This is a genomic window from Psychrobacter sp. Ps1, from assembly GCF_022129425.1.
GTDB lineage: Bacteria > Pseudomonadota > Gammaproteobacteria > Pseudomonadales > Moraxellaceae > Psychrobacter.
Genome location: NZ_JADQAN010000028.1, coordinates 1 through 26,350, shown reverse-complemented (window position 1 = coordinate 26,350; position 26,350 = coordinate 1). Strand labels below are relative to the sequence as shown.

Annotated in this window: 22 protein-coding genes and 1 pseudogene; 6 read left to right on the top strand and 17 right to left on the bottom strand. The window is 41.2% G+C overall.

The genetic code is table 11. From position 1 onward, the window contains the following. From I3249_RS13150 to I3249_RS12075, 8 genes and pseudogenes are all read right to left on the bottom strand, one after another. A pseudogene (locus tag I3249_RS13150) lies at nucleotides 1-679 on the bottom strand (recombinase family protein); the annotation flags it as partial. 375 nt (nucleotides 680-1,054) lie between these two features. Beyond that, nucleotides 1,055-1,387 carry a DUF3817 domain-containing protein gene (locus I3249_RS12105; protein ID WP_201569651.1) on the bottom strand — a complete coding sequence of 111 codons (333 nt, stop codon included), beginning with the start codon at nucleotides 1,385-1,387 and terminating at the stop codon, nucleotides 1,055-1,057. Between the two features lie 275 nt (nucleotides 1,388-1,662). Next, on the bottom strand, nucleotides 1,663-2,370 hold the full coding sequence (lspA, locus tag I3249_RS12100) for a signal peptidase II (protein ID WP_114701927.1): 708 nt from the start codon (nucleotides 2,368-2,370) through the stop codon (nucleotides 1,663-1,665). Nucleotides 2,371-2,511: 141 nt separating this feature from the next. Next, complete coding sequence (gene ccmI, locus I3249_RS12095; RefSeq protein WP_114701928.1) at nucleotides 2,512-3,792, bottom strand: c-type cytochrome biogenesis protein CcmI; 1,281 nt, start codon at nucleotides 3,790-3,792, stop codon at nucleotides 2,512-2,514. Then, a complete protein-coding gene (locus tag I3249_RS12090) occupies nucleotides 3,789-4,358 on the bottom strand; it encodes a cytochrome c-type biogenesis protein (RefSeq protein WP_102076229.1) in 570 nt (189 codons plus the stop codon). The genes ccmI and I3249_RS12090 overlap by 4 nt, the downstream gene beginning before the upstream one ends. Then, a complete protein-coding gene (locus tag I3249_RS12085; RefSeq protein WP_114701929.1) occupies nucleotides 4,355-5,017 on the bottom strand; it encodes a DsbE family thiol:disulfide interchange protein in 663 nt (220 codons plus the stop codon). The genes I3249_RS12090 and I3249_RS12085 overlap by 4 nt, the downstream gene beginning before the upstream one ends. After that, nucleotides 5,018-7,066 carry a heme lyase CcmF/NrfE family subunit gene (locus tag I3249_RS12080; protein WP_114701930.1) on the bottom strand — a complete coding sequence of 683 codons (2,049 nt, stop codon included), beginning with the start codon at nucleotides 7,064-7,066 and terminating at the stop codon, nucleotides 5,018-5,020. 121 nt (nucleotides 7,067-7,187) lie between these two features. Continuing rightward, nucleotides 7,188-9,389, bottom strand: a complete 2,202-nt coding sequence (locus I3249_RS12075) for a heavy metal translocating P-type ATPase (protein ID WP_102083145.1) — start codon at nucleotides 9,387-9,389, stop codon at nucleotides 7,188-7,190. A 142-nt stretch (nucleotides 9,390-9,531) separates the two neighbouring features. On the opposite strand from I3249_RS12075, the gene cadR reads away from it, so the two are divergent. After that, nucleotides 9,532-9,942 (top strand): Cd(II)/Pb(II)-responsive transcriptional regulator, encoded by a 411-nt coding sequence (gene cadR, locus I3249_RS12070; protein ID WP_007394845.1) that lies wholly within the window; start codon nucleotides 9,532-9,534, stop codon nucleotides 9,940-9,942. Between the two features lie 147 nt (nucleotides 9,943-10,089). Here the strand turns inward: cadR and I3249_RS12065 are convergent, their stop codons facing one another. Then, nucleotides 10,090-10,812, bottom strand: a complete 723-nt coding sequence (locus tag I3249_RS12065) for a CHAP domain-containing protein (RefSeq protein WP_201569643.1) — start codon at nucleotides 10,810-10,812, stop codon at nucleotides 10,090-10,092. A 796-nt stretch (nucleotides 10,813-11,608) separates the two neighbouring features. Then, nucleotides 11,609-12,253 carry a DUF411 domain-containing protein gene (locus tag I3249_RS12060; protein ID WP_082787298.1) on the bottom strand — a complete coding sequence of 215 codons (645 nt, stop codon included), beginning with the start codon at nucleotides 12,251-12,253 and terminating at the stop codon, nucleotides 11,609-11,611. A 239-nt stretch (nucleotides 12,254-12,492) separates the two neighbouring features. Between I3249_RS12060 and lnt the strand changes: the two genes are divergently transcribed. Next, a complete protein-coding gene (gene lnt / locus I3249_RS12055; protein ID WP_238070128.1) occupies nucleotides 12,493-14,061 on the top strand; it encodes an apolipoprotein N-acyltransferase in 1,569 nt (522 codons plus the stop codon). Between the two features lie 186 nt (nucleotides 14,062-14,247). Here lnt and I3249_RS12050 read toward each other — a convergent pair whose 3' ends face one another. From I3249_RS12050 to I3249_RS12030, 5 genes are all read right to left on the bottom strand, one after another. After that, a complete protein-coding gene (locus tag I3249_RS12050) occupies nucleotides 14,248-15,174 on the bottom strand; it encodes a cation diffusion facilitator family transporter (protein WP_201569641.1) in 927 nt (308 codons plus the stop codon). 1,441 nt (nucleotides 15,175-16,615) lie between these two features. Continuing rightward, entirely contained in the window at nucleotides 16,616-17,626 is a 1,011-nt protein-coding gene (locus I3249_RS12045; RefSeq protein WP_201569639.1) for a DNA-binding protein, read from the bottom strand. 281 nt (nucleotides 17,627-17,907) lie between these two features. Continuing rightward, nucleotides 17,908-19,146: a replication initiation protein gene (locus I3249_RS12040; RefSeq protein ID WP_201569637.1), complete on the bottom strand. Its 1,239-nt coding sequence runs from the start codon at nucleotides 19,144-19,146 to the stop codon at nucleotides 17,908-17,910. 393 nt (nucleotides 19,147-19,539) lie between these two features. Next, on the bottom strand, nucleotides 19,540-19,704 hold the full coding sequence (locus tag I3249_RS12035; RefSeq protein ID WP_201569635.1) for a hypothetical protein: 165 nt from the start codon (nucleotides 19,702-19,704) through the stop codon (nucleotides 19,540-19,542). A gap of 204 nt (nucleotides 19,705-19,908) precedes the next feature. Then, nucleotides 19,909-20,250: a hypothetical protein gene (locus I3249_RS12030; protein WP_201569633.1), complete on the bottom strand. Its 342-nt coding sequence runs from the start codon at nucleotides 20,248-20,250 to the stop codon at nucleotides 19,909-19,911. Nucleotides 20,251-20,511: 261 nt separating this feature from the next. Between I3249_RS12030 and I3249_RS12025 the strand changes: the two genes are divergently transcribed. After that, nucleotides 20,512-23,148 carry a MobA/MobL family protein gene (locus I3249_RS12025; protein WP_201569631.1) on the top strand — a complete coding sequence of 879 codons (2,637 nt, stop codon included), beginning with the start codon at nucleotides 20,512-20,514 and terminating at the stop codon, nucleotides 23,146-23,148. 30 nt (nucleotides 23,149-23,178) lie between these two features. Continuing rightward, nucleotides 23,179-24,135 carry a hypothetical protein gene (locus I3249_RS12020; RefSeq protein ID WP_201569629.1) on the top strand — a complete coding sequence of 319 codons (957 nt, stop codon included), beginning with the start codon at nucleotides 23,179-23,181 and terminating at the stop codon, nucleotides 24,133-24,135. Nucleotides 24,136-24,322: 187 nt separating this feature from the next. Here I3249_RS12020 and I3249_RS12015 read toward each other — a convergent pair whose 3' ends face one another. Beyond that, entirely contained in the window at nucleotides 24,323-24,598 is a 276-nt protein-coding gene (locus I3249_RS12015) for a hypothetical protein (protein ID WP_057758781.1), read from the bottom strand. Between the two features lie 155 nt (nucleotides 24,599-24,753). Beyond that, entirely contained in the window at nucleotides 24,754-24,978 is a 225-nt protein-coding gene (locus I3249_RS12010; protein ID WP_057758779.1) for a helix-turn-helix transcriptional regulator, read from the bottom strand. A gap of 364 nt (nucleotides 24,979-25,342) precedes the next feature. Here I3249_RS12010 and parA point away from each other — a divergent pair, with 364 nt between their 5' ends. Continuing rightward, nucleotides 25,343-25,981: a ParA family partition ATPase gene (gene parA / locus I3249_RS12005; protein WP_057758778.1), complete on the top strand. Its 639-nt coding sequence runs from the start codon at nucleotides 25,343-25,345 to the stop codon at nucleotides 25,979-25,981. Nucleotides 25,982-25,984: 3 nt separating this feature from the next. After that, a complete protein-coding gene (locus I3249_RS12000) occupies nucleotides 25,985-26,194 on the top strand; it encodes a hypothetical protein (protein WP_057758776.1) in 210 nt (69 codons plus the stop codon). The last annotated feature ends 156 nt before the right edge of the window (nucleotides 26,195-26,350 follow it).

The following is a 26,350-nucleotide window of genomic DNA, read 5'->3' as shown; positions in this document are numbered from 1 at the left end:
ATTTGAGTATTTGAGTATTTGAGTATTTGAGTATTTGAGTATTTGAGTATTTGAGTATTTGAGTATTTGAGTATTTGTTTAGCTATAACAGCTATCAGCTGACGCGAACACTTAGCTGTAGCTTGTATTTCAGAATAGCTATGCCCAGATTTTAGGAGGCTAGCAATAATCTTACGCTTTTCGGTATCTTTCCTACGCCCTAAATATTTACCTTCTGTCTTAGCATGAGCAATACCTTGCACCTGACGGTTATGTCGATCTTTATAGTCCTTTCTAGCAATAACAGCGAGCATATCAAGCATCATCGAATTAATGGACTGTAATACGCTGCTCATAAATTCAGTGCTGCTCTCAGATTGAGGCGTCATATATGAGGTCGGTAGCTCTTTTGATACTACCCCAGATTCTTTTCTAATAGCATTCTTTTGAGAGTATCCCAATCAGCTTGGTTTAAACGTGCTAAGCGGTCAATCTGCTCTACCAAAATTATATCGCCTTCATAGGCATCATCGATCACTTACATTAACTGTGGACGTATTAAAGTTGCGCCTGATTCGTTTTCGACATAGAAGGCGGCAATTTTGTGATCATGATCAGTAGCAAACTGTATAAGCTCGTTTTTGGTACGCTTGGCATCTTATTCTTTGGTAGACGCTCGTAGACACGCTCTGATAAACATAAACACGTACAATAGTCTGTTATAAGTAGTTCCATTACAGCAGTCTATTTTAAGTCGTCTATTAATCGGTTTTTGATGCCTTTTAGATGGTTCCCTTGGGGTATACCCTACGATAACAGGAAAGCCATCGCGAATGACAAAACCTGTTTAGCTTTTAAACAAGACGGGTTTGTCGATAGTATGTAAGATAAGTTCGAAAAGTAACTGGAGTGTGAGGCTATTCATACTTGGTCTGAATTAAAGTTTTATTGTGATTAATTTCTGCTCAATGTTATTCATTTGTCGCCATGATGAGTGATGGCGGCTTGTGATTTAGTTAGGAAAAATAATCTTGAGTAATAAGATACGTTTGTGGCATTTGTAGCAGAGCTTGTTCTAGGCTTCTTTACTTACATTTTCCTGCAAGTTCTTTTTTAGTAAATGATCGAATATAAATGGGCCAAAAGGTAAGAGTGAGCCGAGTACGCCCGCAGGTATTGCCCAAAGAGGCATTTTTATTTTGATAGCTGAGCCTATAAGTATTATGATATAGGTAATAAACAACATACCGTGTGCCATACCGATGTATTTCACACCTTCTGGAATGTCCATCATATATTTTAGTGGCATGGCGATGAAGAGCAATAATAAGAAAGAGGTGCCTTCTAGATAGCCTATAAGGGTAAGACTTTTTAACGCTGTCTCTTGTTTTTTTCTAAGGCTGTGAATTTTTTCAATAGTTGGCTGAGCCTGTGACACTGTATTTTCCTTTTGTTATGATCAATAAAGAATTTATGGATTATTCAATGTCTCTATAATAATGGCTCTACGCAGAGCTTTTAAGTATTGAGTTTTAAGACCTAAAATGAGTGAGTACCTATACCAGTCATACATTATCTTCCAGTTCACATTTTATAAACATACTCAAGTATAAAAAGTATGTTTCCGTATAGAGTGACTACGACGCTAGTTCATTTTGTTTGTGATAATCGGCATCAATGTGCTTATTTATTACGCTTACTTTCTAAAAATATCATGTCAATTATAATCAATGCGACACCGACACAGACACCTATATCTGCAACATTGAAAATAGGATAATTCCATACATCAGCATAATGCACATGGATAAAGTCAACCACTTTACCAATTCTTAAACGATCGATTAAGTTGCCAATCGCACCACCAAGCATTAAGGCCAACCCCATAGATAATAGCTTGGCTGCACGTGGCGCTTTGATTAAATAAACCGTTAAAAAGATAGCCATTACAAAAGCTAAGCCTGAGAAAAACCATTTCTGCCAACCGCCAGCGTCGGCTAAAAAGCTAAATGCTGCCCCATAGTTATAAGCGAGTGTCCAGTTGAGAAATGGTTCAATGACCGGTACGGGGTCATTGAACGCTAATGTGGTTTGGGCCAACCACTTAGTCCATTGATCAAGTATTAATACCATTATCGCCAACAAATACCAGATAAAAGCGCGACTGCCATTGGCAACCATTTTTGGCATTTTGTCCAACTTACCTTTAGGTGTTATTGAGTTGCCTGAAGTCACGTACATAGCTTTAGGCGTATGATTCATGGTTTTAGAGTCAATCGATTGATGAGTACTACTCACAGCTATAGGTACTTTATTGTCAGCAATATTAGTACTAGCCGATTCAACGCTATTCAATTTAGTACTATCTAATCTGTCGGTAGATTCAGTCATAGTTGTTTTCTTTATCTATGTTTATACAATGAACAATGTTAAACGTATATGTTTTTGGTATACAATTATTAATCGCGCCACTTTCATAAACGGCTCCACTTACCGCTCTGGTTTTATGAAACTTACGGTAATAATTTTTTATTAGGGAATCTGTTGATTGATTTCAACATTAACCTGAGTCTGTTCAACGCTAATCATTATAGGATTACCCGATAAGTCGCCTGATTCTGCTATGGCATTACCGCTATGACTAATACGAGCAACGACTGCTAACTGAGTTTTGTCACTACGAGCTGAATTTAACGTGCGATCTGGCATCATCGCATCAAGATTACTTAAGCGGATACTAGCCTCACCTTGCTTGATAATACTAATGGGTAAACGTTTGGCGGCAAACGGTGGACCTCCTTTAACGTCACGTATCGCAACAAACAACACATCATCAGCTTTCACTAACGGTAATAAATTAGCGTTAATTTTCACTGTCACGTCAATACCTTCTAGCGCTTGCTTTTCTTGCGTGCTAACGTAGTTGCTTAACTCATCTAAGCTTGCTAAAGCTTTAGTATGATCACCTGGTTTGGCCACAATGCTGCCTTGTAAGCGTTTAATCCAACCTTGCGCTTGGGCAAAGTTACTACTACGAGTCTCACCCATTGCCATGAGCATTTGAGCCCGTTCATGCTGCGGATTCTTAGCTAATATAGCTTGTAATAGACGGCGAATATTGGCGTCTAACTGACCTTCATTAACAAAAAAACTAGTCTGAGCATAAGTAGTAGCAATCTCCTCGTTATCAGGTGCTAAACGATAGGCACGCGATAAGGCTTCTAACGCAGAGTCAGTCGCCTCCATCGATAAGAAAAGTTCAGATAGGCGCATCCAGCGATTAGGATCATCAGCGTTACGATGGACGTTGGTCTGCATAGCGCTAATCAACTGACGACCGTTTTCAGTCGCCCACTTTGGTGGCTTATCAATCTTAGCCGTCAATAGGTCATCAGCCACTTGTCCTACTTTGTCCTCGCTTGTCCACAAATCAAACACGGGCGTACGATTGCCTATTAGTAAGTACGCCATTGCAGCCAATATTGGGATCCAAGCTGCGACAATTAAACGGCTTTTGACATCAGGGGTGACCATAGGTGTTATCTGACGCTGCGCATCTAATAGCTGACGCTCCAGTTCCAGCTTTTGATTTTGATAATGGCTATTATTAATAGTACCGCTGTCTTTATCTGTTTGTAGCTCAGCTAAACGTTCGCGAAATACTGCAACATTAATATCTAGCAGTTGATTGTCTATTGGTTTGGACTGCAAACGCGGTGCTCGTAGCCATGGCATAATAGCAATTAGCGCAAATATAAGAGCAATCAGCAAGCTTAGAGCTACAAATAAGCCAAAAGTAGAAAATAGAGTCATTTTTTGTCCTCTATGCTAGTAATATCGTGGTCGACATTCTCAGCTTGCGATAATAGACGATCAAGCTCAGCCTTTTCCGCAGAGGTCAAGGCAGCAGTACTGTTCACTGTAACGCCGTTTTGGCCACGGGCGACAACTTGGCGGCGTTTACTTTGCCAAAACCAACCAACAATTAAGACGAGCAATAATAGTGGTGGAAAAAACCATAGGATCCATGTCGATGGTCGCATAGGCGGCTTGTAGCTAATAAAGTCACCGTAGCGCTCTTGCATATAGGCGCGTATTTCAGCATCACTACGTCTATCTTTAATTAAATCATAGACTTTTTGCTTTAGATCCTGTGCAATCGGTGCATCAGAGGCTGCAAGGTTTTGATTTTGGCATTTTGGGCAGCGAAACTCTTCTATTAATCCACGATACTGAGCTTCTTGCTGTGGTGAATCAAAATCGTATACGTCAATAGCTGCGTTTGCCGTCATGTTAAGCAGACACGCTAGTATTAAGCTTGCTAGTTTTAAAATTATATTGAGTTTTATTTGAGGAGCTCTTATTCGAGTAACGTTCATTTGCACATCTCCTCAACCTGAATGAGATCAGGACTATCGTTGTTCTTATTAGCCTCATTAAGTACGGTCAGGCACGGCTTAACACGCTGTTGCCAATTGGCTTCATTAATCTCACCAACAATATGCTGACGAATGATGCCATCTCCATCCACAACAAAGGTTTCGGGCGCACCAGTTATGCCTAAGTCTAGAGCAAACTGACCCAATGAATCCTGAATAGACATAGAAAATGGATCACCGCCTTGGTTTAAGTAACTGAGCGCATTACCAATCTCATCCTTATAATTCACACCAACGATATCAATGCCGCGCTCTTCTAGTTGCATTAAAAACGGATGCTCAATAATGCAAGTTGGGCACCACGAGCCCCAAACATTAAGTAAAAACGGCTTATCTGGCAAATTATTATTGGTGATAGTACGGGTAGTATCTGCTAATAACGGCAGCTCAAAGGCAGGAACCGGACGCTCAAGAGCGGTATTGGTCACAATGTCTGTTGGTTTACCTAAGCGCATGTACAATATAACTACCAAACCAAAAAAGAGGATAAGCGGAATTAAGAACCATAGCTTCATCTGCTTTTTTTTCATTGCCTTTGGGTTACGCTGCTTACTGTTTTGGCTATCTTTTTGCTCAGGAGTGTTATTCGACATAGTCATTTATTTCTCCTTTAGTGTCGACATCGTCGATGCTGAGATTGCCTGCTCAATAGCTACCTCATTGACTCCATCAGTAGCCAAACTACCAGTAACTAGCAACGGAGCTTTAACTTTTTTGATGCGGTATCGTTTATCAAGCATACTAATTAATCCACCTAGAGCCATGATAATTGCCCCTAACCAAATCCAGCGAATTAATGGTTTTACATAAATCCTTAATGCCCATTGGTTACTACCATCGGCAATAGGTTCGCCCAGTGCGACATAAACATCGCGCATAAGACTGGGGTCAATAGCGGCTTCAGTCGTTGGCATCGTGCTGATAATATAAGTACGCTTTTCTGGAGTCAGTTTCGCCACTTCACGACCGTCTTTGGATACCACGACTTGCGCTTGCGTTGCATCAAAGTTACTACCCTTTATTTCAAAAAATTCAGTTACTTCAAAATCGTAACCTTGAACATTGACTGTATCGCCAATACCCATTGCTACGTCACGCTCAATACTCAGGCTACTAGTAAAGGCTATGCCAATGACAGCAACCAATACGCCAATATGAGCAGTCTGTTGACCCCAATAGCTCAGACGCAACTGCCGCAAACCGTTAAAAAGATTAGGCGCATTCTTAGTTTTATCTTTAAAATCAACTGCCATCCATAGCAGTGCCCAAAAGCTAACGGCTAAAGTCACACCAATATTAAGCATAGACGATGGATTAACAAAGTAAGTAATAATGGCAGCTAATACTAAGCTACTAACGGCGATGACCATGCCTATACCCAGTAGTGGACGGGTGTCTTTTTTCCAGCGAATATTTGAGCCCATACCCATAGCTATTAATAACAGCCACGTTAAAGGTACAAATAATGCATTAAAATAAGGAGGGCCAACGGACACTTGTCCTAAACCAAAGGCATCAGCGATAATAGGGTAAAGGGTGCCGAGCAGCACCACTAAGGTTGCAATCAAAATGATGGCGTTGTTGATCACTAAAAAGGACTCACGTGAAATCAGCTGATATTGACTTTCAACGGTTAAACGCCAACCTCGAACGGCAAACATTAATAGACCACTACCGATGATAATGCCAAGAATAGCTAAGATAACCAAACCACGCGTCGGATCAGCGGCAAACGAATGCACTGAGGTAAGGACTCCAGAGCGTACCAGGAACGTGCCAAGCAAGCTTAAGGCAAAGGCGAAAATAGCCAGCATAATGGTCCATGCTTTAAACACCCCGCGCTTTTCAGTGACTGCTAATGAATGCAGCAATGCTAAGCCGACAAGCCAAGGCATAAACGAGGCATTCTCTACCGGATCCCAAAACCACCAACCGCCCCAGCCAAGCTCGTAGTAGGCCCACCACGAGCCCAGTGCAATACCAATGGTCAAAAACCCCCAAGCCGCGAGCGCCCATGGACGTGACCAGCGTGTCCAAGCAGCATCTAAACGCCCTTCCCACAATGCCGCCATACAAAATGCAAAAGGTACTACCATACCCACATAGCCCATATATAACATGGGCGGATGAATAATCAGACCGAAATCTTGTAGGACAGGATTTAAATCAGCGCCATCGACCGCTAGATTGGGTAAGGTACGCTCAAACGGTGACGAGGTAAATATCAGCATCGTTAGCATCATTAACTGTACACCGGCCAAAATAACTAATACCCGCGCACGCATTGATAACGGCAAGCCGCGACTAAAGTATGATACCAGTGCACACCATGTGGCCATGATGGTCATCCATAGCAGCAAAGAGCCCTCGTGTCCGCCCCATGTCGCCGATAACTTATAGTACCAAGGCAACAGCGTATTGGAATGCTGCGCGACGTAACTGAGGCTAAAATCATTATAATAAAAACCTGCTATCAAAGCGCCAAATGACGTTATCATGGCGGCAAACTGTGCCCAAGCTAAGCTAGGGGCTAGTCGTTGCCAAGCAACTTGGTTATGAATAACACCAATAGTTGGCAGAATTACCTGCAATAACGCCAATACAAAAGCGGTAAGCAAGGCAAAATAGCCCAATTCTGTAATCAACATACGGTCTAACCTTATTTACTCTAATGCGGTTGCAGTTTACTGTGGCGGTGGAATTTTTATTATTAGAACCCACCCCCGAAATCTGCTGCTATCTCTAGTTTTTAATTGATTTCGAAGGGTTTTATTTAACTACTTTAGGCGGATTTACCAGTGGAGGCGCTCCCTTAAAGCGCAGTAAACGTAACGCATTAAGAGTAACGAGCACTGTTGCTCCAGCATCAGCTAGAACCGCAATCCATAGTCCAGTAATGCCGAATACGGTCGTGATCAGAAAGACGCCTTTGAGACCCAAAGCGAAAATGACGTTCTGATGAATGTTGCGCATGGTGGCACGTGAAAGTGCGATGAGATGAGCCATATCCGTAACACGACTTTTTAATAATGCGATATCGGCCGTCTCAATGGCCACATCGGTACCACCACCCATCGCGATGCCAACATCGGCAGTTGCTAGCGCTGGCGCATCGTTAATACCATCACCAACCATCGCTATTTTGCGGTTGTTCTTCATCTCGTTAAGCAGGCGCAGTTTGTCCTCAGGCAACAGCTCAGCTTCCCATTCCACGTCTAAATTACTGGCAAGTGCTTGAGCGGTTAAGCGGTTGTCGCCTGTTAGCATGACGGAGCGCACACCCATCGCTTTGAGCTGAGCCACACCTTCATGAGCGTCGTCTCGTAATTCGTCTCTTAGCGCGATTAATCCAAGCACTTCACGGTTTTGCTCATCGAAAAGAACAGAGACGGTCTTACCCTCATTTTGCAGCGCCTCAATTTGCGCCTGTTGTGTGGATGAAATCAATGCCTCATCGGCTGCGTAAACAGGCGAACCGATAGCTAGCGCGCGCTCCGCGACAGTTGCGTGTACCGCTTTACCCGCAGTAGCAGAAGCTTTGGAAGCCACAGGTATAACAACTTTAGCGGCTTCAGCATGGCTGACAATGGCTTCAGCAAGTGGGTGACTAGAACCAGTCTCCACACTGGCAAAAAGTGCCAATATCTCATCTTGACCTTGAGAATTCTGACCTTGAATACTTGAGTCCTCTTGTGTAAAGGCAACAACATCGGTCACGCGTGGTTTGCCTTCAGTTAAAGTGCCTGTCTTGTCAAAAGCGACCGTCTTCACTTGGCCGATAGTTTCTAAAGCACTACCGCCTTTGATCAGCAAGCCACGGCGCGCACCAACAGCAAGACCAGAGGCGATGGCAGCGGGTGTTGATAGTACAAGAGCACAGGGACAGGCAATCAGCAACAGTGCTAGACCGCGATACAACCAAGTCGACCAATCTCCACCCATGGCTAACGGTGGAATGATAATAATTAGTGCGGCAATAGCCATCACTGCCGGTGTGTAATAGCGACTGAATTTCTCAATAAAACGGGCAGTGGGTGCTTTGGAGGCTTGGGCTTGCTCTACCAGCTCAATAATGCGCGAAATGGTGTTATCGGCGGCTGTCTTTTCTACGCGCACTTGGAGCACACCATCGATGTTAATTGACCCTGCAAATACATTGTCACCCATCGTCTTGGCAACAGGAACAGACTCTCCCGTCACGGGCGAATCATCAAGGCTGGACGCACCTTGAACAATGGAACCATCAGCAGATACCCTATCTCCAGGACGCACCAGCACAAGGTCATTCACTTGTAATGAAGTCGCTGGAACGTTACGCTGCCCACCTTGAGCATCAAGTAAAATTGCACTTTTCGGAACCAGCGATGATAAGGCTCTGATGCCAGCGCGAGCGCGATCAGCAGCGATACTCTCAAACAGTTCACCGATTGAGAACAAAAAGACAACTGCTGCGGCCTCTTCAGCTTCACCAATGATAAGTGCGCCAAGCACGGCGACGGACATCAGCGTTTCAATTGAAAAGAATGAACCTGTTTTAGCCAGTGCTAAGGCTTTGCGCGCAAATGGAAAAACGCCTACAATCACAGCGATGGCAAACACCCATATCCCATAAGCGGGCAACAGTAGTGACAGTGCATAAGCGCTGCCCATCAAAATACCGAGGCCAACAACCTGTTTGCCTTTTTGAGTTTGCCACCATTGCTTATCCTGCGGAGCCATCTGATTGTCGCTGTCAATATCAATAGCCGATACAGTTTGTTGACCAGTATTGGCAGAGATGCCGAACCCTAGGCTTTTGATTGTTTTTTCGATATCACTAGCCTGAGTCGGCGCACCAGGGGCTAAATTTAGCTCTAGCGTTTCTGTAGCGAAATTCAGCTGAACATCAGAAACCCCAGGCATACGTTTCAAAGCTGTTTCAATCTTGCCGATGCAACTGGCACAGTCCATACCTTCAATATGATATTTCATAATAATTTACCCTTTGAATAATGATATTATGAACCCTATAGTGGCTTTAGAGTCAAGGTTATTTATCTACAGTTTCGTAATTTTAATTTCTCTAGCGCTAGTCTTTACAGCCACTTTAATTATTTAAATCATAGAGGTTGTTATGACAATCAAAATTGGTGAGCTCGCTAAACGCACAGGTGCCACAGTAGAAACCATTCGCTATTATGAAAAAGAGCGTTTATTACCCGAGCCTTTTCGTAGCGAAGGGAATTATCGTTTATATAATGAAGAGCACATTGAGCGTCTACAATTTATCCTACATTGCCGTACGCTCGATATGGCTTTAGATGATGTGCGAATCTTACTTGAATACTGGGAGTCGCCTGACAAGGACTGCGGCGATGTGAATAACTTGCTAGATGAGCACATTCATGCTGTGGAAATACGAATGGAAGAACTGATGCACTTAAAGCATCACTTGACCGTTTTGCGCCAGAAATGTGCAAGTAGTGCACCAGCGTCATCATGTGGCATTTTAAACGCGCTTGTCGATAACTCCTGTCATGAGTAATGATATCAGTAGTGTTCATTTCTGACGGATCAAATCATGAAAGGTTAAATACGCCCTGATGTTAAGCACAAAAAAACCCAGCAATGATATTAAGATCACTACTGGGTTGGAGGAAATAACAACTATGTTGTGCTGACTTAGAAAGTCTTATTTATCATTCATAGCAAGGTAGATATTACGATCTGATGCGGATGCGTCATCCACGTATTTTGAATCGCGCCATGTCGTATAAGCATAGACACCACTGTATGGGCTGATGCTGTTCTGACGGAAATCAGAAATCCAATTTTCGCCATCAAATATTTGGATATGGCCATGCGGGCGCTTTGATGAGCGATCATAGACAATAACATCACCTACTTGGGTTGGCATATCATTACTGATTTTGCTAAAACCTGCTTTATCAAGCGTGCCACGAGTGGCGTACTGATAGGCTGAAGGATTGGGTGTAAATTCATAACCAGCTGATTGTAGTGCTTTACGTACGTAACGGGCACAATATCCAGAGCTGCCAGATAAAGCCACTTTTGAGGCGCGAGCAGCAGCGATAGCGGGGGCTGAATTGCTGTCAGGAACTGTATTGACTTGCTGCTGTTGTTTTTCAGCGTATAAGCGGCTGTTCAGCGATGAAAGCTGATTCTCTTTTTGCTTAGCCTGCGCACTTAGGTTGCTAATAGCTTGACTAATTTCATCATTATTAGAAACATAAGCACCACTTTTGGTGCTATAGATGTTTTTTGATGAACCGTAGTTTGATGCCACAGAAGTATTGGTGATGGTATTATTTGTTTGAGAGATTGTGATAGCAGCACCACTCGTTTGTGCTATGCCCATACCCAGTACTGACAAAATCAATAAAGCCTGTTTCATAAATCTAATACCTACGGTTAATTCAAAATCGTCTGTTATCAACAACAGCGCAGTCAATTAAATCTCAATAACTCAAGTATATATATGTCATAGTGACTGATACTTCTGCTGCATATTATTCATATAAAAAATGATTATTGGCGATCACAGCTCATTGAAGTCTTACGAAGCTGTTACAAATCAAGCTGCTGACCAAAACACAAAGCCGACTTTAGCATAGGCTGTTTAGCCTGTCATCCCCCTTAAAAACCCCAAAAATACTTTTTTGATGTCGAAAAAATTGCTAATATCCCACATTTTACAATGTAAGTTTGTGTAACATGTACAGAATATAGCTGACTAGATTGACCACAATTTCTACTGTTTTATAAGCAAAAAAACGTCTGAGGGTTAAATCTATAATTTAGATTTAACCCTCAGACGTTTTTCTATTGGATGAAGTAATTACCCTATATAGGGTCTAACTAATTATTAAGATAATATAATAATTTATAATATTAATATAGATGTTAATTCCCTACTGGCTTATGTAATATTACGTAATTGTTTCGATACATCCTGTATATTCTTGTATTAACCCTTAGTTATTTATCTATTTTAAGGGTTAATAACCGATAAATCCGCTTACATTGTCATCAAAAGTTACAAATTCAAAGTTATTTTTAATTTTAAAGTCGCAATAGCTAATGAATTTTTTGATGAAGAATCATTTTATAAGCAATAGAACAGTCTTATACTTGCTTCATTCGCTTTTAACGCTAACACTATAATCAAAGTATTCTTAACTGCTAACACACTATAATTGCTGCTCTACCGATTCAATATCAGCATAAACTTGGGTCGTCCCGTCTTTATTGAGTTGCATAACCTGATAGGGCATGAATTTATTTTGATACTCCATACCCGGGCTACCAACAGGCATGCCAGGTACGGCAAGACCCATAGCTTGTACTGGCGGATTTTCTAAAAACTGCGCCATATATTTAGCGGGTACATGACCTTCAAAGACGTAACCATCAGTAGTGACTACAGTATGGCAAGAACGCATTTCATTTGGAACGCTGTAGCGCTCTTTAAATACGGCTAAGTCCGCAACATCTTGCGCGGTTGCACTTAGACCATTATCTTCTGCATGACTTATCCATTCTTTACAGCAGCCGCAATTGGCATCTTTATAGACAGTGGCTGAGACGTTTTTTAGTAGGTCTGGTTTACTTACTGATGTCATCATAGGAGTATTTATAACGTTTGGTTCAGCTGTCTTCGGAACAGTCACTACATCTTCAGTTGATGCCGATGTTGTGCTTGCATCAGATACGCCACTACTCGGTTGGCTACAAGCAAATAGTGATGAGGCGGCAAGTAATACTAACGTACTACGCAACCCCTTAGACAGATAACGATTGAATATAAGACTGGATTTTATTTTTAAGGGGGTCATAGTGCTCTCTCATGTACTGTAGATATTGTGAGCTATAGAAGGTCAAGTAACACTTCATATCGTTTGGTAATGTAGCATAATAACCCATCAAACGGAGTACGTAAATTTATCCATTGAGCAGTGCGGACTGGTATCATAAGCAGTTTTCATTTTGAAATGCTGCCTGTAGTATTAACAGGTCTATCCGAGTTTTGGATTTTGACTAAAAATTCAAAACTCATAATTTTGGATAATTTGCGATGCGCCTGTCTACTATTAATCTACAAAAGCGTTTGAGTACTCACTCAAATCAATTACCGCTATGGTTTACGCTAGTAGCAGCATGGCTTGCAGGGGCTATTTTTTTATTTGCGCTAGCGCCTCATGAGTTCTGGCCGCTAGCAATAGTGTCACCAGCGATTTTATATGCGCTGTTGGTACCAAATATGAGTGGTCGTCGCGCTTTTATTATCGGTGAAGCTTACGGTATGGGGCTATGGTGCGTCGGCGGCTTTTGGCTCTATACTGCCATCCATGATTATAGCGATACTCCAACGTGGCTCGCATTGATTATGATTGGATTGATGGGTCTCGGTATGGGACTGTTTCATGGATTTTTAGCACTAGTCTTTAACCGTATGGTAGGCAAACAACCCTTTTCATTTGCTGCTCTTTGGGTGCTACAAGAATGGTTAAAAACTTGGTTATTCACAGGCTTTCCGTGGCTGTTTGTTGGTTATGCATTTACTGAAGAGTATTGGTTATCGTCCTTAGCACCCGTTGCTGGTGTTTTTGCCGTCTCTTTTGTTGCCATACTATTGGCTGCAAGTTTAGTAGAGCTACTGCTTCGACGCAGTAGTTATGCCGTCGTTTCTGTACTGTTATTAGCCATTAGCACATCATTATGGCTGGTCAATCCGCAATGGACAAAACCTAAGGGCACACCTGATCTGTCAGTGTCATTGATTCAAGGTAATATTTCACAAGATATAAAGTGGCTGACGCAATATCAAGTAGAAACGCTAAAGATTTATGCGAAGTTAACGCGCACTGAGTGGGGACGTGATGTGGTGGTGTGGCCTGAATCATCTATTCCGATGTTTCAGGATGAGGCTGCGGGCTTTATTAGTGAAATGATAGAAATGGCCAATGCGACCAATACGACATGGATAACTGGTATCCCTTATAAGGATAAAGCGGCATTCAATGCCAGTACGGATAAGTATCCCCCATTTTACAATAGCGTGATTGCTCGAGGTGTAGAAGCGGAAGGCCTATACAAGAAGCAGCGTCTAGTGCCTTTTGGAGAGTATATTCCATTTGAAGGCGTGCTCGATATTTTCCCAAGTTTGGCCGGTAGTCAGGATATTAAGAGCTATAGTCGTGGTAGTGATCAGCAGTCACCGCTAAAGGTGCGTGAACACAATATAGGGACGGCTATCTGTTATGAGGTAGCTTATCCAGATACCACGCGTAAAAATGCCATCGATACTGACTTTTTGTTGACCGTCTCTAACGATGCCTGGTTTGGCACTTCAGCAGGACCATTGCAACATTTGCAAATGGTACAAATGCGCGCGCTTGAGAACGGGCGCTGGTTTATTCGAGCGACCAATACTGGTGTTACCGCTATCATTAACCATAAAGGTCGTATTGTAAAACGCGCACCGCAGTTTGAGCGTACTGTACTACGTGGTGAGATACAGGCACGGGTTGGTAACACGCCCTTTATGCTTATGGGAAATTATCCTATCTTGATAATAATAACCCTGTTATTACTAATAAGCTATTTTGGCAAAGGTCTAACCACACTTAGAAGACGAGGGTAATAGTAAACTTAATCATAATAATTTAATCAGCGTAAGTTTTTTATTTTTTCTAGGTAACGTCCTAACGCACGTAAATATAAAAGTTTTAAACTATTGATCACATAAGAACTGATTGAAAAAATTATGTTGACATAAGGCACGCGCCTCATACTTAAAAAGAGATAGCTATATACGGTCTATCATCTTTTAGTTGATACTTTCATTTAATGCACGCGATTTTTGATTGTCATCTGCCTTAGTACCAAATTCAATAGTTGCATGTTGTATATTCTGATGCGCCAAATCTTCCTTGATGTTTTCTTTCATAGTAATAGTCTCTTCAAACGTTATATCGGTCTTCGGTACAATATGAACTGTAAGAGCATTCTCAGTGGTACTCAAAGCCCAGATATGTAAATGATGAAAGTTTTGAATAAAATTATAGCTCTCTAAGATAGCAGTGATTTTACTGAGATCAACATTTTGAGGTACTCCGTCGATAGCAAGCTTGATACTCTCTTTTAGTAGACCCCAAGTCGATAACAGTATAACGACTGAAATAATCAAGCTAACTAGAGGATCAACGATATTCCAACTTGTATAGTAAATAATAATGCCCGAGATAACGACACCTACAGAGACCAATGCATCTACCATTAGATGCAAGAAAGCACCTTTGACATTAATATCGTCTTTTTGACCTTTGTAGAATGCAAAAGCAGAAACAGTATTTATAAATACGCCTATTAGAGCTGTAATAATAATAACTTTTCCTGCAACTTCCGGTATGGTATCAAATCGACCCAAGGCCTCATACGCAATACCTATAACTATTGTAACTAACAATATGGCGTTAATAAGAGACGCCATTATAGAAGCTTTTTTGTAGCCATAGGTATAAAGCGTAGTAGATGCTTTCTGTGCTAATTTCATTCCAATTAACGAGATTATTAAACTGGCAACATCACTTAAGTTGTGGCTAGCGTCTGCGATTAAAGCTAATGAATTAGTTGAGTAGCCCACTATAAACTCGATGAGCGTAAATGCAGAATTTAGACCAATCCCAATATAAAAAGCTTTATTCATATCTTTAGGGTTTGGAGCTTGATGACTGTGGTTATCTGAATTACTCATAATTTACCCTTGTTTAGGTTGCTGCATTTTATTAAAGGTAGAAAATAAGTTTATTGCATATTTTCTATATTGCACAGTCAATATTGCTCTAATACCGTAGACACACTTATTTTTATCAATAAACTGAGCCACAACTTGATTGTGTGTCCTATCTCTCCTTGGGCGAAAAAAGCGGATTTTACTGTAATCTAACTGGCTTACGTAAGCTTCTTGTTCTCATGTTCAAGCTCTTTAGTATGTGTAGCTTAGTCTTGAATGTTGGTTAGTATAGTTTCATTAGTGCGCTTTTTATGACATGACCACATAAAGGTGTAATCGTTTAATGCTTCAATCAGCATGCGAACGGCGCGTTCTTTAATCTCAGGAGTGTAAGTTTGTCTTTTAATTATCGTATTCTCTCAGAAAGATGATTTACCGCTTCTTAACAGCGCGTGTAAAACCTTGCATCTGACGACTAAGGCGGTCTTAATAGTAAACTACCTCAGTATTGTCAGAAACTTAACGTCTTGTGAGAATGTACTAAGTACTAATTGCTAACTTCAAAATAATTGAAATGCTTACGCTAAATGACGACAAAAAAAGCCTAAGCAATTTAACGAAGAATCAGATATTAAAAACCTAATCTGTATGACAAACAAAAAAATGCCTCTGGGAGTTGACTCCCAGAGGCATTTAGTTTTAAATGTAGATAACGGTTACAGTGTGCGTCAACACCCTGTAACGAACAAATAAGCACACAGACTGCGTTATTTGAACAGCATTAAATGCCCGTTTAGGGTCATTTTATCCAAAATCTGCTCTCATATCAACTCTATTTGCTATACATTTTAAAAACTGCTTGTTCGCTCGTTACATTTTCGTGTTGCTCTCTCTGTACCCGTTACCCGTCAAATGGGTGGCAGGCCTCGGTGACGACTGCGTTTGACATAAGGGTGAGCTCCCTACAGGGGTGACTAGACAAAGGATCAGAGCAACGCAATGAGTGGTTACTTGTGCATATCGTAGCGGTACATTGGGCGAACGCCCTTGCTAGCGTATGACAGTACAGTAGCGGTTATGAGCGTGTCTAGGCGGTGCTATCAGCCGTAATCATAACAGCCGTAGCTTGATACAGTGATACGGTCTTGATGACGCGATGGGCGATGAAGTCGGCATGACTAATCACATCAAATTCAAGGGATGCACTAAAGTGTTTGTGAGCATTATTATTATACTCATAATTGCTTTAGGGTGAGTGTTCCTTGAAATCTGCTCAAGGCTCCAAAATCAGCATAATTTTCACTTAGGCTATATACTATAAGAATCTAGAGAAAAATTTAGAATATTTATTATACAACCATCATTTATTCAGTGAGTCGACATTGTCATGGTTGATTCATAAGCTTAGTGTGAATAGAACGGGATTGACTTAGTTATTGTTAATAGGCCTCTATTACTAAGTTTAACTGATACTTTTAGTGTTAATTGTCTCTCGCATCTTTTTAATCTCTGCAGTCAATGAGCTACTCTTTTCCTGTTCTGATTGATAGTTAACTGAAAGCTCATCATACCGCTCACTCAATGCAGTGTACTCTGTACTAAGCAAAGTTCTCTCATGATTTAACGTGTCGTGTTGCTTAATCAGTAGCTGATGATTTGCTTCAATCTTAGCTTGCTTTTGAGTCAGCTGCTCATTGATCCCTGATAACTTATTACGTTCAGCGGTTATCGCTTTTAATTCTCCTTTTACCTCTGCTGTAAGGTTCATTATTTGGTTGTGCTCAGTAGTCACTGTTTTTAGCTCAACCTTGACTGCTTCAAGCTCTGTCTTCACACGTGTGATCTCTGCTTTATCGCTATTAGCAGTGGCTTCAAGCGTGGCCACCTTCGATATGTTGGCACTCAGCTCTTTTGACTGTTGATCAAAGCTGCTACGCAGGTCAGCAAGTTGAGCCTGAGCTGCAGCTGTTTTAGCTCGTTCAAGCTCCAGCTGGTGCTGAGTATCACTGAGTGTTTGCGTCAGCATATCCCGTTCAGCAGTCACTTGAGCCGCGGTGATAGCCGTTGCCTCTGCAGTTGCTGTGACCTCATCGAGCTGTTCTAACAAATCAGTCTGCTCACTCTCTAGTGTCTTAACCGCGTCTTGAGCCTCGTCTGTCTCAGCTTGCAACTTGGTTTTAATATTCTCTAGAGCCTCCCGTTCTCTAACCAGACGATCATTGGCAATATCAATGGCCGTTTGCCACATATCCGCGCCAAGCGTTTGTAAACGTTCAGCAATGCCACTTGGTAGCTCAACCTGTCTTAGCTGCTCTTCTTGTTGGTTATCCTGACGCCAAGACTTCATGGCTTCACTGATGGTCGTAAATGATCCACCACCCAGCGCCTTACGCACTTCTGCTAAAGTAGGTTTGATATCTTGTTCGTGCAGTTGATCAGCGGTAGCATGAATTTGCTGTGTAGTAATGGCCACAATTATTGTCCTTAATTTTGTATGAGTAAATATGTAGCGTTTGTATCATGTTGTATATAGTATAATACAATATACAACATGATACAATATAAGATATAAAAAAACCTCAAGCAATCTTGAGGTCATAATCGTTAGATTATGGCTAACAATCAATTAAGTACTCCTCTAGCGCATTATTATCATTTATTAATGATTAGCGCTGGTTTTTTTAGAGAATAATAGTGTCTTAATACTGCCAAGGCTAGCACCTAACCACCCAGCAATAGGATGTTTTTGTCAGTCTACGTATATTCTAAATAATCACGAATAGGACATTTATTGAAAACTGAAGAATCCGTCTTTAGTCTTTTGACCATCTCAATTGCCCACTCTGCCTCATTTTGGCCTGCTAGACTGGTGGAGCTGACCAGATGGTTATAATTGGCTATAAATTCTTTATTCAGAACAATGCGCTTTAATTGTGCGTCGCTTAGACCTTTAATTGAAAAAGGATTCAGATCACTCTTCAATGCTTTTGACTGCTTAGCCTCTACCTTGGCTTGACTGCTATCTTCAAAACTAAACACAATCTCACTCACCACCCGCCCTTTTTTCTTTTGAGCGTAGGTTATACGGTAAGGCGTGTGCGTATGAATATCACTGATAGCTTTATCTAATACATAACGTTTGAAATCAATATTCCTACCATAGCTATCAACGCAATTAAATTTTTCACGTAAATAGTCAACGGTATACGCCTTTTCTTTGTATTTTTGGAACATACAACTGGCAATCAGCTCAAATAAAATCATGCCATAACTACCAAGATTAATAATCCAATGTCGCTCCCATTTGGTAAATGGATTTTCACGATCGAATACTGATAGCATCTCAATCACTGTATCGGCCAGTATAATTTCTAACTGTCCCTCGTTTTCCTTATATTCGCACTGAACAAGCCAAGACACTCCAGTTCTATGCGTCCGTTCATTATTCTTAAAGTTCCAAAAAAAGAATGCTTTGTGCAGCATGCTATTAGCAACTTCTGCCAAGGTACGGTAAATACTTTTTTTGCCTAAATTATATTCACGGGCAAACTCTAGCGCATTAACCACAAACATTCGTTTTCTGGCATCAGGGTCTTTTTCTACATGCTTACGTACTAAGGGCGATAAAAACATAATCAGACGCCGCTCATTCAAGTCCAAATCTGAAATGGCATTTAATAAACGGTTTTGCATCACCAGCCATTTGTCACTGTAAATTGGTTTGGGCTTACTCTCAACTTGACTGACATTCTGTAATGGTTTGATTTCTTTAACGTCTGAGGTAATCAAATCAAAATTAAAATCAAATTTTGATTCTATGACAGGTTCAATAATAAGGATAGTGGCATCATTATCACCCACTGTCCTTCTTACATGAGCGGTAAGTTCATCGCGCTCTTGTTCGCTTAAATTTTTATCTACTTTGACCGTATAAGACTCGCCTATAAACTCTCGTAGGTTATTTTGGAACTGTGCCATCTCATTTTTATTCATATCGTAATATTTCGCTAGATTAATGCTTATGGTGAATAATAAACAATATTAGTGGAATTTACAAATTTACTTTCCACTAATACCGCTTAAACTTCCACCTTTAACCGCTTAAACTTCCACCTTTAACCGCTTAAACTTCCACCTTTAACCGCCTAAACTTCCACTATATAAAAATATTTTTCCGCTGTAGACCAAGTGAAGTAAGTGTCTGCGCCGATTTTCACCTTCAGGACAAAAGCTTTTAAAAATTATTAAAAAATAAGAAATATATTTTTGTTTTAAGTAATAGGAAAATAGGCAAAAAAACCGACGAATTTGAAATAATAATATGAGCTACCAACTGCTTTTAAAATTATTTAGTAGCTCAACCAGCTGTTGTCCGCTTACTTGATATTAATCCTCACTTTCATAGTCCGAATCAAGAGTCGACCTCTGGAAATCTTCAAAAGCACGATCAAAGATCTTTTGAATGTCTGCATCTGTCATTTTGGACAAAGCTGGTTTCATGTTTTCAGTCGCATTTTTTGTAGATAATTTGTCTTCATTTTCAGTAGCCATTATCGATACCTCTGTAAATACATCTCAAATCGTTGCTAGAAAGCCTAATAAGCACCCTTATACGCATTCTATGCTCTGTTCTATACACTGATAGCTAAATATATTTTAAAGCGCTTAAAACAGCTAAAAATCGCCTTCTAGCATTTTACTAATTAGAAGACGATTCAGTTGTACGGATGAATAGGCTATTGCTAACAGTAACAGTTATTGCGCTGCTGATTTGTCATCAAACAATGAACCGTACTCACTGTCTTGATTGTCTTTATGCGAAGTAAAACTGCTTGATACCATCTTAGCCTCACCTTGCATCTTATGAGCAATTGACTTTAAAAACTCACGGTGCTTTTTCAAACGGACATACTTTTCATTATCGTGTGCGTCTAAAAAAATGGCTTGCAGTTCATGATTGTCATCATCGTCTAATGCGTTGGCCAACCACTCCCCCAATATTTTATGTGCTTCAAGCCTGTCCTGATCAATCTCTTTTTTAAGAGCCTGCAATTGCTTAATCTTATTTGCGAATAAATCATCTGATATTACTGACATTACTTCATCCTTTTTTAGCCAACTATGATAGAGTTGATCCTAGCAGTACATACACAGGTATGCAAGATAGTAAAATACACAAGACCACATCGTTTCGTGGGCGCAGTAGTATTTTAACCCTCTGTTAAGAGCGAACTTAGGAGTTTATGTAAAAAAGGCCCACAAGGGGCGCTATTTTTTTACATAAACTCCGTCGTTCGGCAGGGGGCGAACCCCCTACAACCCCCAAAAAATTATCTCTCAATGTTGGGTTTTTTTGCTATGAATAATAAAGGGTTTCATCTGTCAGTTAGCGCCGTTAGTAGGGCGAAAAATCATAGCGTGGTGGCAAAGTCGGCTTATAATTCTGGCTCAAAACTGGCTGATGAGCAGTCAGGAGTCGTCCACGATTACACCAGTAAAGCTAAAGACAAAATCTTAAATTTAGTGGACAGTGATGGTACTAAATACACGCAAGTTATTGAGAAAAATGTGATGCATACGGCGTTGATAACGCCAACTCTTGCTGGGGATCTAGCAGTGACACGTGAGGGTTTTTGGAATGATATCGAACGCATTGAGACTCGTAAAAACGCTCAATTGGGTACTGAGATTGATGTGATGTTTCCTGATGGGATCACCGCTGATCAGCGTATAGTTTTGGCCGAGCGCTACGCTCAAACCTTATCTGATCGCTATAACGTGCTTGTCGATGTAGCCATTCATCGGCCACACAGTCACGAGAAACATGTGGGGGAGGTTGAAGTGGTTGAGCTGACCAGTCGTAACTTTCATGCCCATATTTTACTCTCAAGCCGTGAGATAGTAGCGGATGTTGAGGGTTATGCTTTATCAGCACGCAAGAATTGGTTGCAGTGGTCAACGGAGGAGCGTTTATCTAAGGGGTTAAACGGGCGCGGCGATGAGCTTAAATATCAACGCACCCTTTGGGCGGATATGGCCAATGAGCTACTGCCTGAGAATAAAACCATTAGTGAGAAATCCTACCGTGAGCTGGGCATCAGTCGTTTACCAAAAATGAAACTGGGTAAGTCACTATATAAGGATATTCTCAAAGGCAATCGTTCAGTGATTCATGAGTACAACGAGACGATTGATGAGATCAATGCTTACATTGAAAAAAATGGTCTGGTAATTGAGTATGACGACAAGGGACGTATTGACCTAGAAAGCAATGAACAAGAGGTTAACGGCGTCACAATACATTATAAAAAGCGTAAACCCTTTGCGCGAATTGAGCTCAGTAATATCCGCTTTGTAGATCCTGCCGCTGAACTTGAACCCGCTATTCCTAAAAATAAGAGTCAGACGCATAGTGATGCGGCCAATGATCACGCACTTGATGAGCTTTTAGCAATCTCAGCCAACTTTGTGAGTCAAAAAAAGATGGTACGCAGCGCCTTATTTTCAACCATTGATGCGCTGCATGAAGAGTTAGCGCACCAGTCTAAACAGATTATTACCATTGATAAAAACATTAAGAGTACCCAGCGGTTCACCGAGGAGGTGGGACAGGATTTTAGCGAGCCCCGCCAAAAAATGATTGAGCTTGCCCAGAAAATACATACGACAGAGCAAAGTGAGGCACTGAAAACGGCTTTAGTGTTGGTTGATCAATTTAGACAAGATGACACCCTACAAACAGGCCGCGCTGTTAGCCGCCTTGAAGAGCAGCTGTCACAGATTGATAAAACGATGCTGAACAATAAAACGGTTTTAAAAGAGCTTATTCCCCTTAACAATCGAGTTATTGATGATCATAAGGCGCTTAAGGCCACCCTAAAACCGTTTGCCGCAACGCTGAATAAGCTGGCTACTGACTTTAAATCGCTTGATGAGATTGATGTTGAAAAAACTGAGCTGCAGCAGCACTGGCGCGAGGCGTTTGAGGATTTGCAGGCGATCGAGGTAACGAGCAACCTTGACACCTATCATAAGTTCGCGGCACTGGCAGATCTTGATGTTGAGCGTTTTAAAGCGCTTGAGCAAGAGCGTGAGGCGCTGCGTGCTCTTAAAGCGGTAGAGATAGATGATACCGCTGAGGCACGTTTGCAGATGCTTGCATCTGATGTAAAGACATTTAAAACCGCCAATAATGAAGACATCAAACAATTAAAGCTGCAAATCAATACCAGTCAAAAAACCTATCAGCGCCTATCGCCGTTTTATGAGCAGCGTATTGCCCTTCTTGATCAAAGTGAAGCGGTGATTGTGCAAGATGATAACTTATACGATGAGATTACCCGTACCAAGACCACTCAATTGAACGCAGATCGGCTTGATGACTGGCGTACTCGTACCATGGCGCTCCAATACCAGCTCAACAAAGCGCGTGAGCAAGCCGAAACTGAGAACAAAGCTAGGCGTGAGCGAGAGGAAGCAGAGAAGCGGCGGCAAGAAAAACAACAAAAAGAGCAAGATGCTACTGCCCTTGCGCGTACCCGACAGGCAGAAGTCAAGGCGTATCAGAGCAGGTTTGATAATATGCTGGTACGGGTTAAAGACCGTATTGATAAGATCGACTTTAAAGCGATTGATACTACTGCCACTGTGATAGAGGCGGCTGAAAAGTTAGCTGCTGAGGCCCTCGTTTTAAAAACGCTTCAGCATACTGATAATGTCACCGCGTTGCAAAAGCGTTTGCGAGACATGGATGCAGAACGGGTGATGATAGACAGAGATACGTCGGTACAGACACTATTACAAGCGCTCGGCACGCTTTCTAGCGACCGTCATAAAATTGATACTATAAACGCGCTTAATGAGCGTTTTGAGCAGATTCCTGACATCCGCGTGGGCACGCAAAATTTAGCGCAAATCTTGGCCGCACAAGTGCTGGATATAGACAAGGCTATTCAAGAAAAAGCGCGCCATTACTCGTCACCACGCCCATTTTAGTTGTGATGATTACAATAATGAGTACTTACTATGAATAAAAATGACCGCACTGAGCAAGACATACACGATCAACTTGTTAACCTAGTGACTTCATTGACTCCGGTCATTGGGGCCTTGCGTGAGCTGATTAAGCGAGCCGATGATGCGGTAGCGAGGCGGCTTGAGCGTTCGCTTAGCGGTATTGATAGCAAGGTGAATGAGGTGTCTTCTGCCATTGAAGAATTAGGTAGTAGCGCAAGCACGACTTCGCAGGCATTGAGTCAGTATCAAGAACTCGTGTTAAAGCAGCTACAAGCGGCAGTGACTGCTTTTACTGACAATGAGATGCCGCGTCGTTATGATGACAAAATAGCAGGCATCATCACCGATATGAAACAGCAGATTGATACGGCTGTAGAGTCGGTCGTTACTGCTAAAAACGACAGCATAGAGGTACAAGTGAGTACCATGCAAGCGGTGGCTGACAAGCTTGGCGCAAGCGCTGACAATCTAGCCCTATTCACCAATCAGTACCAAGCTGGTCATAAGCAGATTATTGAAGATATTGAGACCTTTGAGACCACCACCAAAACGCGGATTGAGCAGGTTGAGGGTAGAGCTAGTAAAGACTTGGACAAAATTCATAAGTCCATTGAGACTATGAGTATTAAAAGGATTGCAGCCGTTGTCGCAGCGGGTACGATGGCTGTGATAATAAGTTTGGTGGCCCTGGTATTTTGGTATGTGCCAAGCTTTGATGAGATTGCAGAGATGAGATACCAGCAAGCAGAGCTACAGCGCGGCATCGATGAGCTTGAAACGGGGTGGAAGCAGGCATTTGATAACGCTCAAAGTCAGCAGATTATTTTGGCTTGTGATGTTAATGAAGCGCAGCCTGATGCAATCAGCTGGTGCGTTAGAGCAGACAGCAAAAGTGTTTTGAGAGATGAGAGAGGCTTTGTTTATTATAAAATAGCTGGGGTGCCGCGTGCAGAGCCGACTGAGTAAAGGCATATGGTAACAGTAAGCCATATTGCCCAAAAGTGCGTCTTCTGAGACATATAAGACTGAAAAAAGCTTGTTTGATTGTCGTTATCTTTGTCTATATCAAGAAGCCAGATAATGACACTTTATCTGGCTTTAAGGATTATTGTTTCTTGTTAAACAAGAAGTCTGTAAATATAAGCTAAAGCCATTACGCTGCTTGGTCAGTGTGAGCTGTGACCAACTCTATAAAAGCAGTTTCAAGGGTGCTTAACGCATGATCGTCAACGATAAGACCGTCATCTAGCTGTCGTTGCACCCAGACATAAACCGCTTCATCATTATAAAGAATGGGGTCAACACCAAGTAGGGTTGCCAGCTGTAAGCCTTGCTGTATTTGTAAGCTTAATAACAGCTGAGAGGCTAACGTTTTAGTCTGTTCACTAAACCATGTGCAGCTATTGAGCCGAGATAGATTGTTATTCATTGGTATTCTCCTATAGACCATTATATGCATATAATAAATAAAATGACTTACTACAGGTCAAATTATACCTATATTTTAATCTATTGCAAGAGAAAATAACCTTCTGTAGGTCTTTTTATTCGTTTAAAGACAATCACAGCTCATGACAACGTTATTTATGCTGGTGACTCACTGCTGTCCTCATTTATGATTTCGTATAAATCACCAACATTGATTCTAAGATAAGTACATAAAGACTCGATGACATCTAGATCAACGCGGGTGGCTTCTTCATGATACATGCGAGTAATGGTGCCACGATTGATGCCAGTATCTCTTGAGATATCGGCAATTTTAAGGCGTCTTTCACCCATGATGGTCGATAAGTGACACTTCACCATAGTGGTTCCCTCATTCATATTAGTGGTTTTTGATTGGTGAGCGGATTATAACGAATATGAGCGGCTAAAGTATTGCTTTTAGTAGCTCATATTGATACTTGATAGCTACACTTTATATGTTAGCAGTCAGTTTACTGGGGCATCTCAGTCTTTGATAAATTTATGCATTTTTATGAATATTATTCACATAGAAATTCAGTCGATATCAAAGATATAGTTATTTTTTAAAAATGTTGCTATTCATCTAACTATTGAGTAAAGTCTTAATAATACTCAAATACTCAAATACTCAAATACTCAAATACTCAAATACTCAAATACTCAAATACTCAAATACTCAAATACTCAAACTTAGGATTGCTCTATGAAAGTCATTGCTGTGTTGAATCAAAAAGGAGGCAGTGGCAAGACAACTATTGCCACTCAATTAGCTCGTGGCTTGCAGCTGCAAGGACATAGTGTATTGCTAGTAGATAGTGATCAGCAGGGCAGTGCACGGGATTGGCGAGCTGTAGATGAAGATAATCCAGTACCAGTGATAGGTCTCGATAGACCTACGCTTGATAAAGATCTAAAAAACGTCTCTGATAAAGAGTATGTGGTGATTGATGGTTCACCACAAGCAACTAGTTTGGCTTTATCTGCAATTAAGGCGGCTGATTTTGTATTAATTCCTGTACAGCCTAGCCCATACGATGTCTGGGCGACTAGCGATTTAGTAGACTTAGTAAAGCAGCGTATAGAGATGACTGACGGTAAACTAAAAGCAGCCTTTGTAGTGTCTAGGGCAATTCAGAATACTAATATTGGTAAGGATGTGGCTTCAGTTTTACTAGAGTACGGTCTACCTGTGTTAGATAGTAGAATTATGCAACGTGTAAGTTATCCAAATAGCGCAGCATTAGGCAAGACCGTGTTTGATACTGAGTCAGTGAATAGTAATGCGGTACAAGAAATGACAGCATTGGTTAATGAAATTAAAACATTCTTTGATAAGGAGTAAATGATGAGCTTAGCAGCAGGTCGTCCCAGCAAGAAGGTAAAAGATGAGTTATCTTTGTCAGACGTGACCGATAGTCCTCAAAAAACGGCACGAGTAAACTTTAACATTGACAAAGATAAGTATATTGCATTCAAAAAGTTTGCGCTTGATAACCGAAAGACAGTGACTGAGCTATTAACTGAAATGATTGAAGAAAAGTTGGTTGAGCGATAGGCATAAAAAATCCGATTTTTTATGCCTATAAAAAGGATATGTATAAAAAACTCAAAAAACTATACATATTATCGGATTTTAGGGGAGTTTCCTAAAAACTGTGTAACTGCTTATAATCCACTAACAGGAGAATAAGCAATGACTAACCAAACTGAC

Excerpts from the sequence above, each read along its gene's own strand:
- lspA (WP_114701927.1), bottom strand. The coding sequence starts at position 2,370 with ATGACTGAATCTACCGACAGATTAGATAGTACTAAATTGAATAGCGTT.
- ccmI (WP_114701928.1), bottom strand. The coding sequence starts at position 3,792 with ATGACTCTATTTTCTACTTTTGGCTTATTTGTAGCTCTAAGCTTGCTG.
- I3249_RS12090 (WP_102076229.1), bottom strand. The coding sequence starts at position 4,358 with ATGAACGTTACTCGAATAAGAGCTCCTCAAATAAAACTCAATATAATT.
- I3249_RS12085 (WP_114701929.1), bottom strand. The coding sequence starts at position 5,017 with ATGACTATGTCGAATAACACTCCTGAGCAAAAAGATAGCCAAAACAGT.
- I3249_RS12080 (WP_114701930.1), bottom strand. The coding sequence starts at position 7,066 with ATGTTGATTACAGAATTGGGCTATTTTGCCTTGCTTACCGCTTTTGTA.
- I3249_RS12075 (WP_102083145.1), bottom strand. The coding sequence starts at position 9,389 with ATGAAATATCATATTGAAGGTATGGACTGTGCCAGTTGCATCGGCAAG.
- cadR (WP_007394845.1), top strand. The coding sequence starts at position 9,532 with ATGACAATCAAAATTGGTGAGCTCGCTAAACGCACAGGTGCCACAGTA.
- I3249_RS12065 (WP_201569643.1), bottom strand. The coding sequence starts at position 10,812 with ATGAAACAGGCTTTATTGATTTTGTCAGTACTGGGTATGGGCATAGCA.
- I3249_RS12060 (WP_082787298.1), bottom strand. The coding sequence starts at position 12,253 with ATGACCCCCTTAAAAATAAAATCCAGTCTTATATTCAATCGTTATCTG.
- lnt (WP_238070128.1), top strand. The coding sequence starts at position 12,493 with ATGCGCCTGTCTACTATTAATCTACAAAAGCGTTTGAGTACTCACTCA.
- I3249_RS12050 (WP_201569641.1), bottom strand. The coding sequence starts at position 15,174 with ATGAGTAATTCAGATAACCACAGTCATCAAGCTCCAAACCCTAAAGAT.
- I3249_RS12040 (WP_201569637.1), bottom strand. The coding sequence starts at position 19,146 with ATGAATAAAAATGAGATGGCACAGTTCCAAAATAACCTACGAGAGTTT.
- I3249_RS12035 (WP_201569635.1), bottom strand. The coding sequence starts at position 19,704 with ATGGCTACTGAAAATGAAGACAAATTATCTACAAAAAATGCGACTGAA.
- I3249_RS12030 (WP_201569633.1), bottom strand. The coding sequence starts at position 20,250 with ATGTCAGTAATATCAGATGATTTATTCGCAAATAAGATTAAGCAATTG.
- I3249_RS12025 (WP_201569631.1), top strand. The coding sequence starts at position 20,512 with ATGAATAATAAAGGGTTTCATCTGTCAGTTAGCGCCGTTAGTAGGGCG.
- I3249_RS12020 (WP_201569629.1), top strand. The coding sequence starts at position 23,179 with ATGAATAAAAATGACCGCACTGAGCAAGACATACACGATCAACTTGTT.
- I3249_RS12015 (WP_057758781.1), bottom strand. The coding sequence starts at position 24,598 with ATGAATAACAATCTATCTCGGCTCAATAGCTGCACATGGTTTAGTGAA.
- I3249_RS12010 (WP_057758779.1), bottom strand. The coding sequence starts at position 24,978 with ATGGTGAAGTGTCACTTATCGACCATCATGGGTGAAAGACGCCTTAAA.
- parA (WP_057758778.1), top strand. The coding sequence starts at position 25,343 with ATGAAAGTCATTGCTGTGTTGAATCAAAAAGGAGGCAGTGGCAAGACA.
- I3249_RS12000 (WP_057758776.1), top strand. The coding sequence starts at position 25,985 with ATGAGCTTAGCAGCAGGTCGTCCCAGCAAGAAGGTAAAAGATGAGTTA.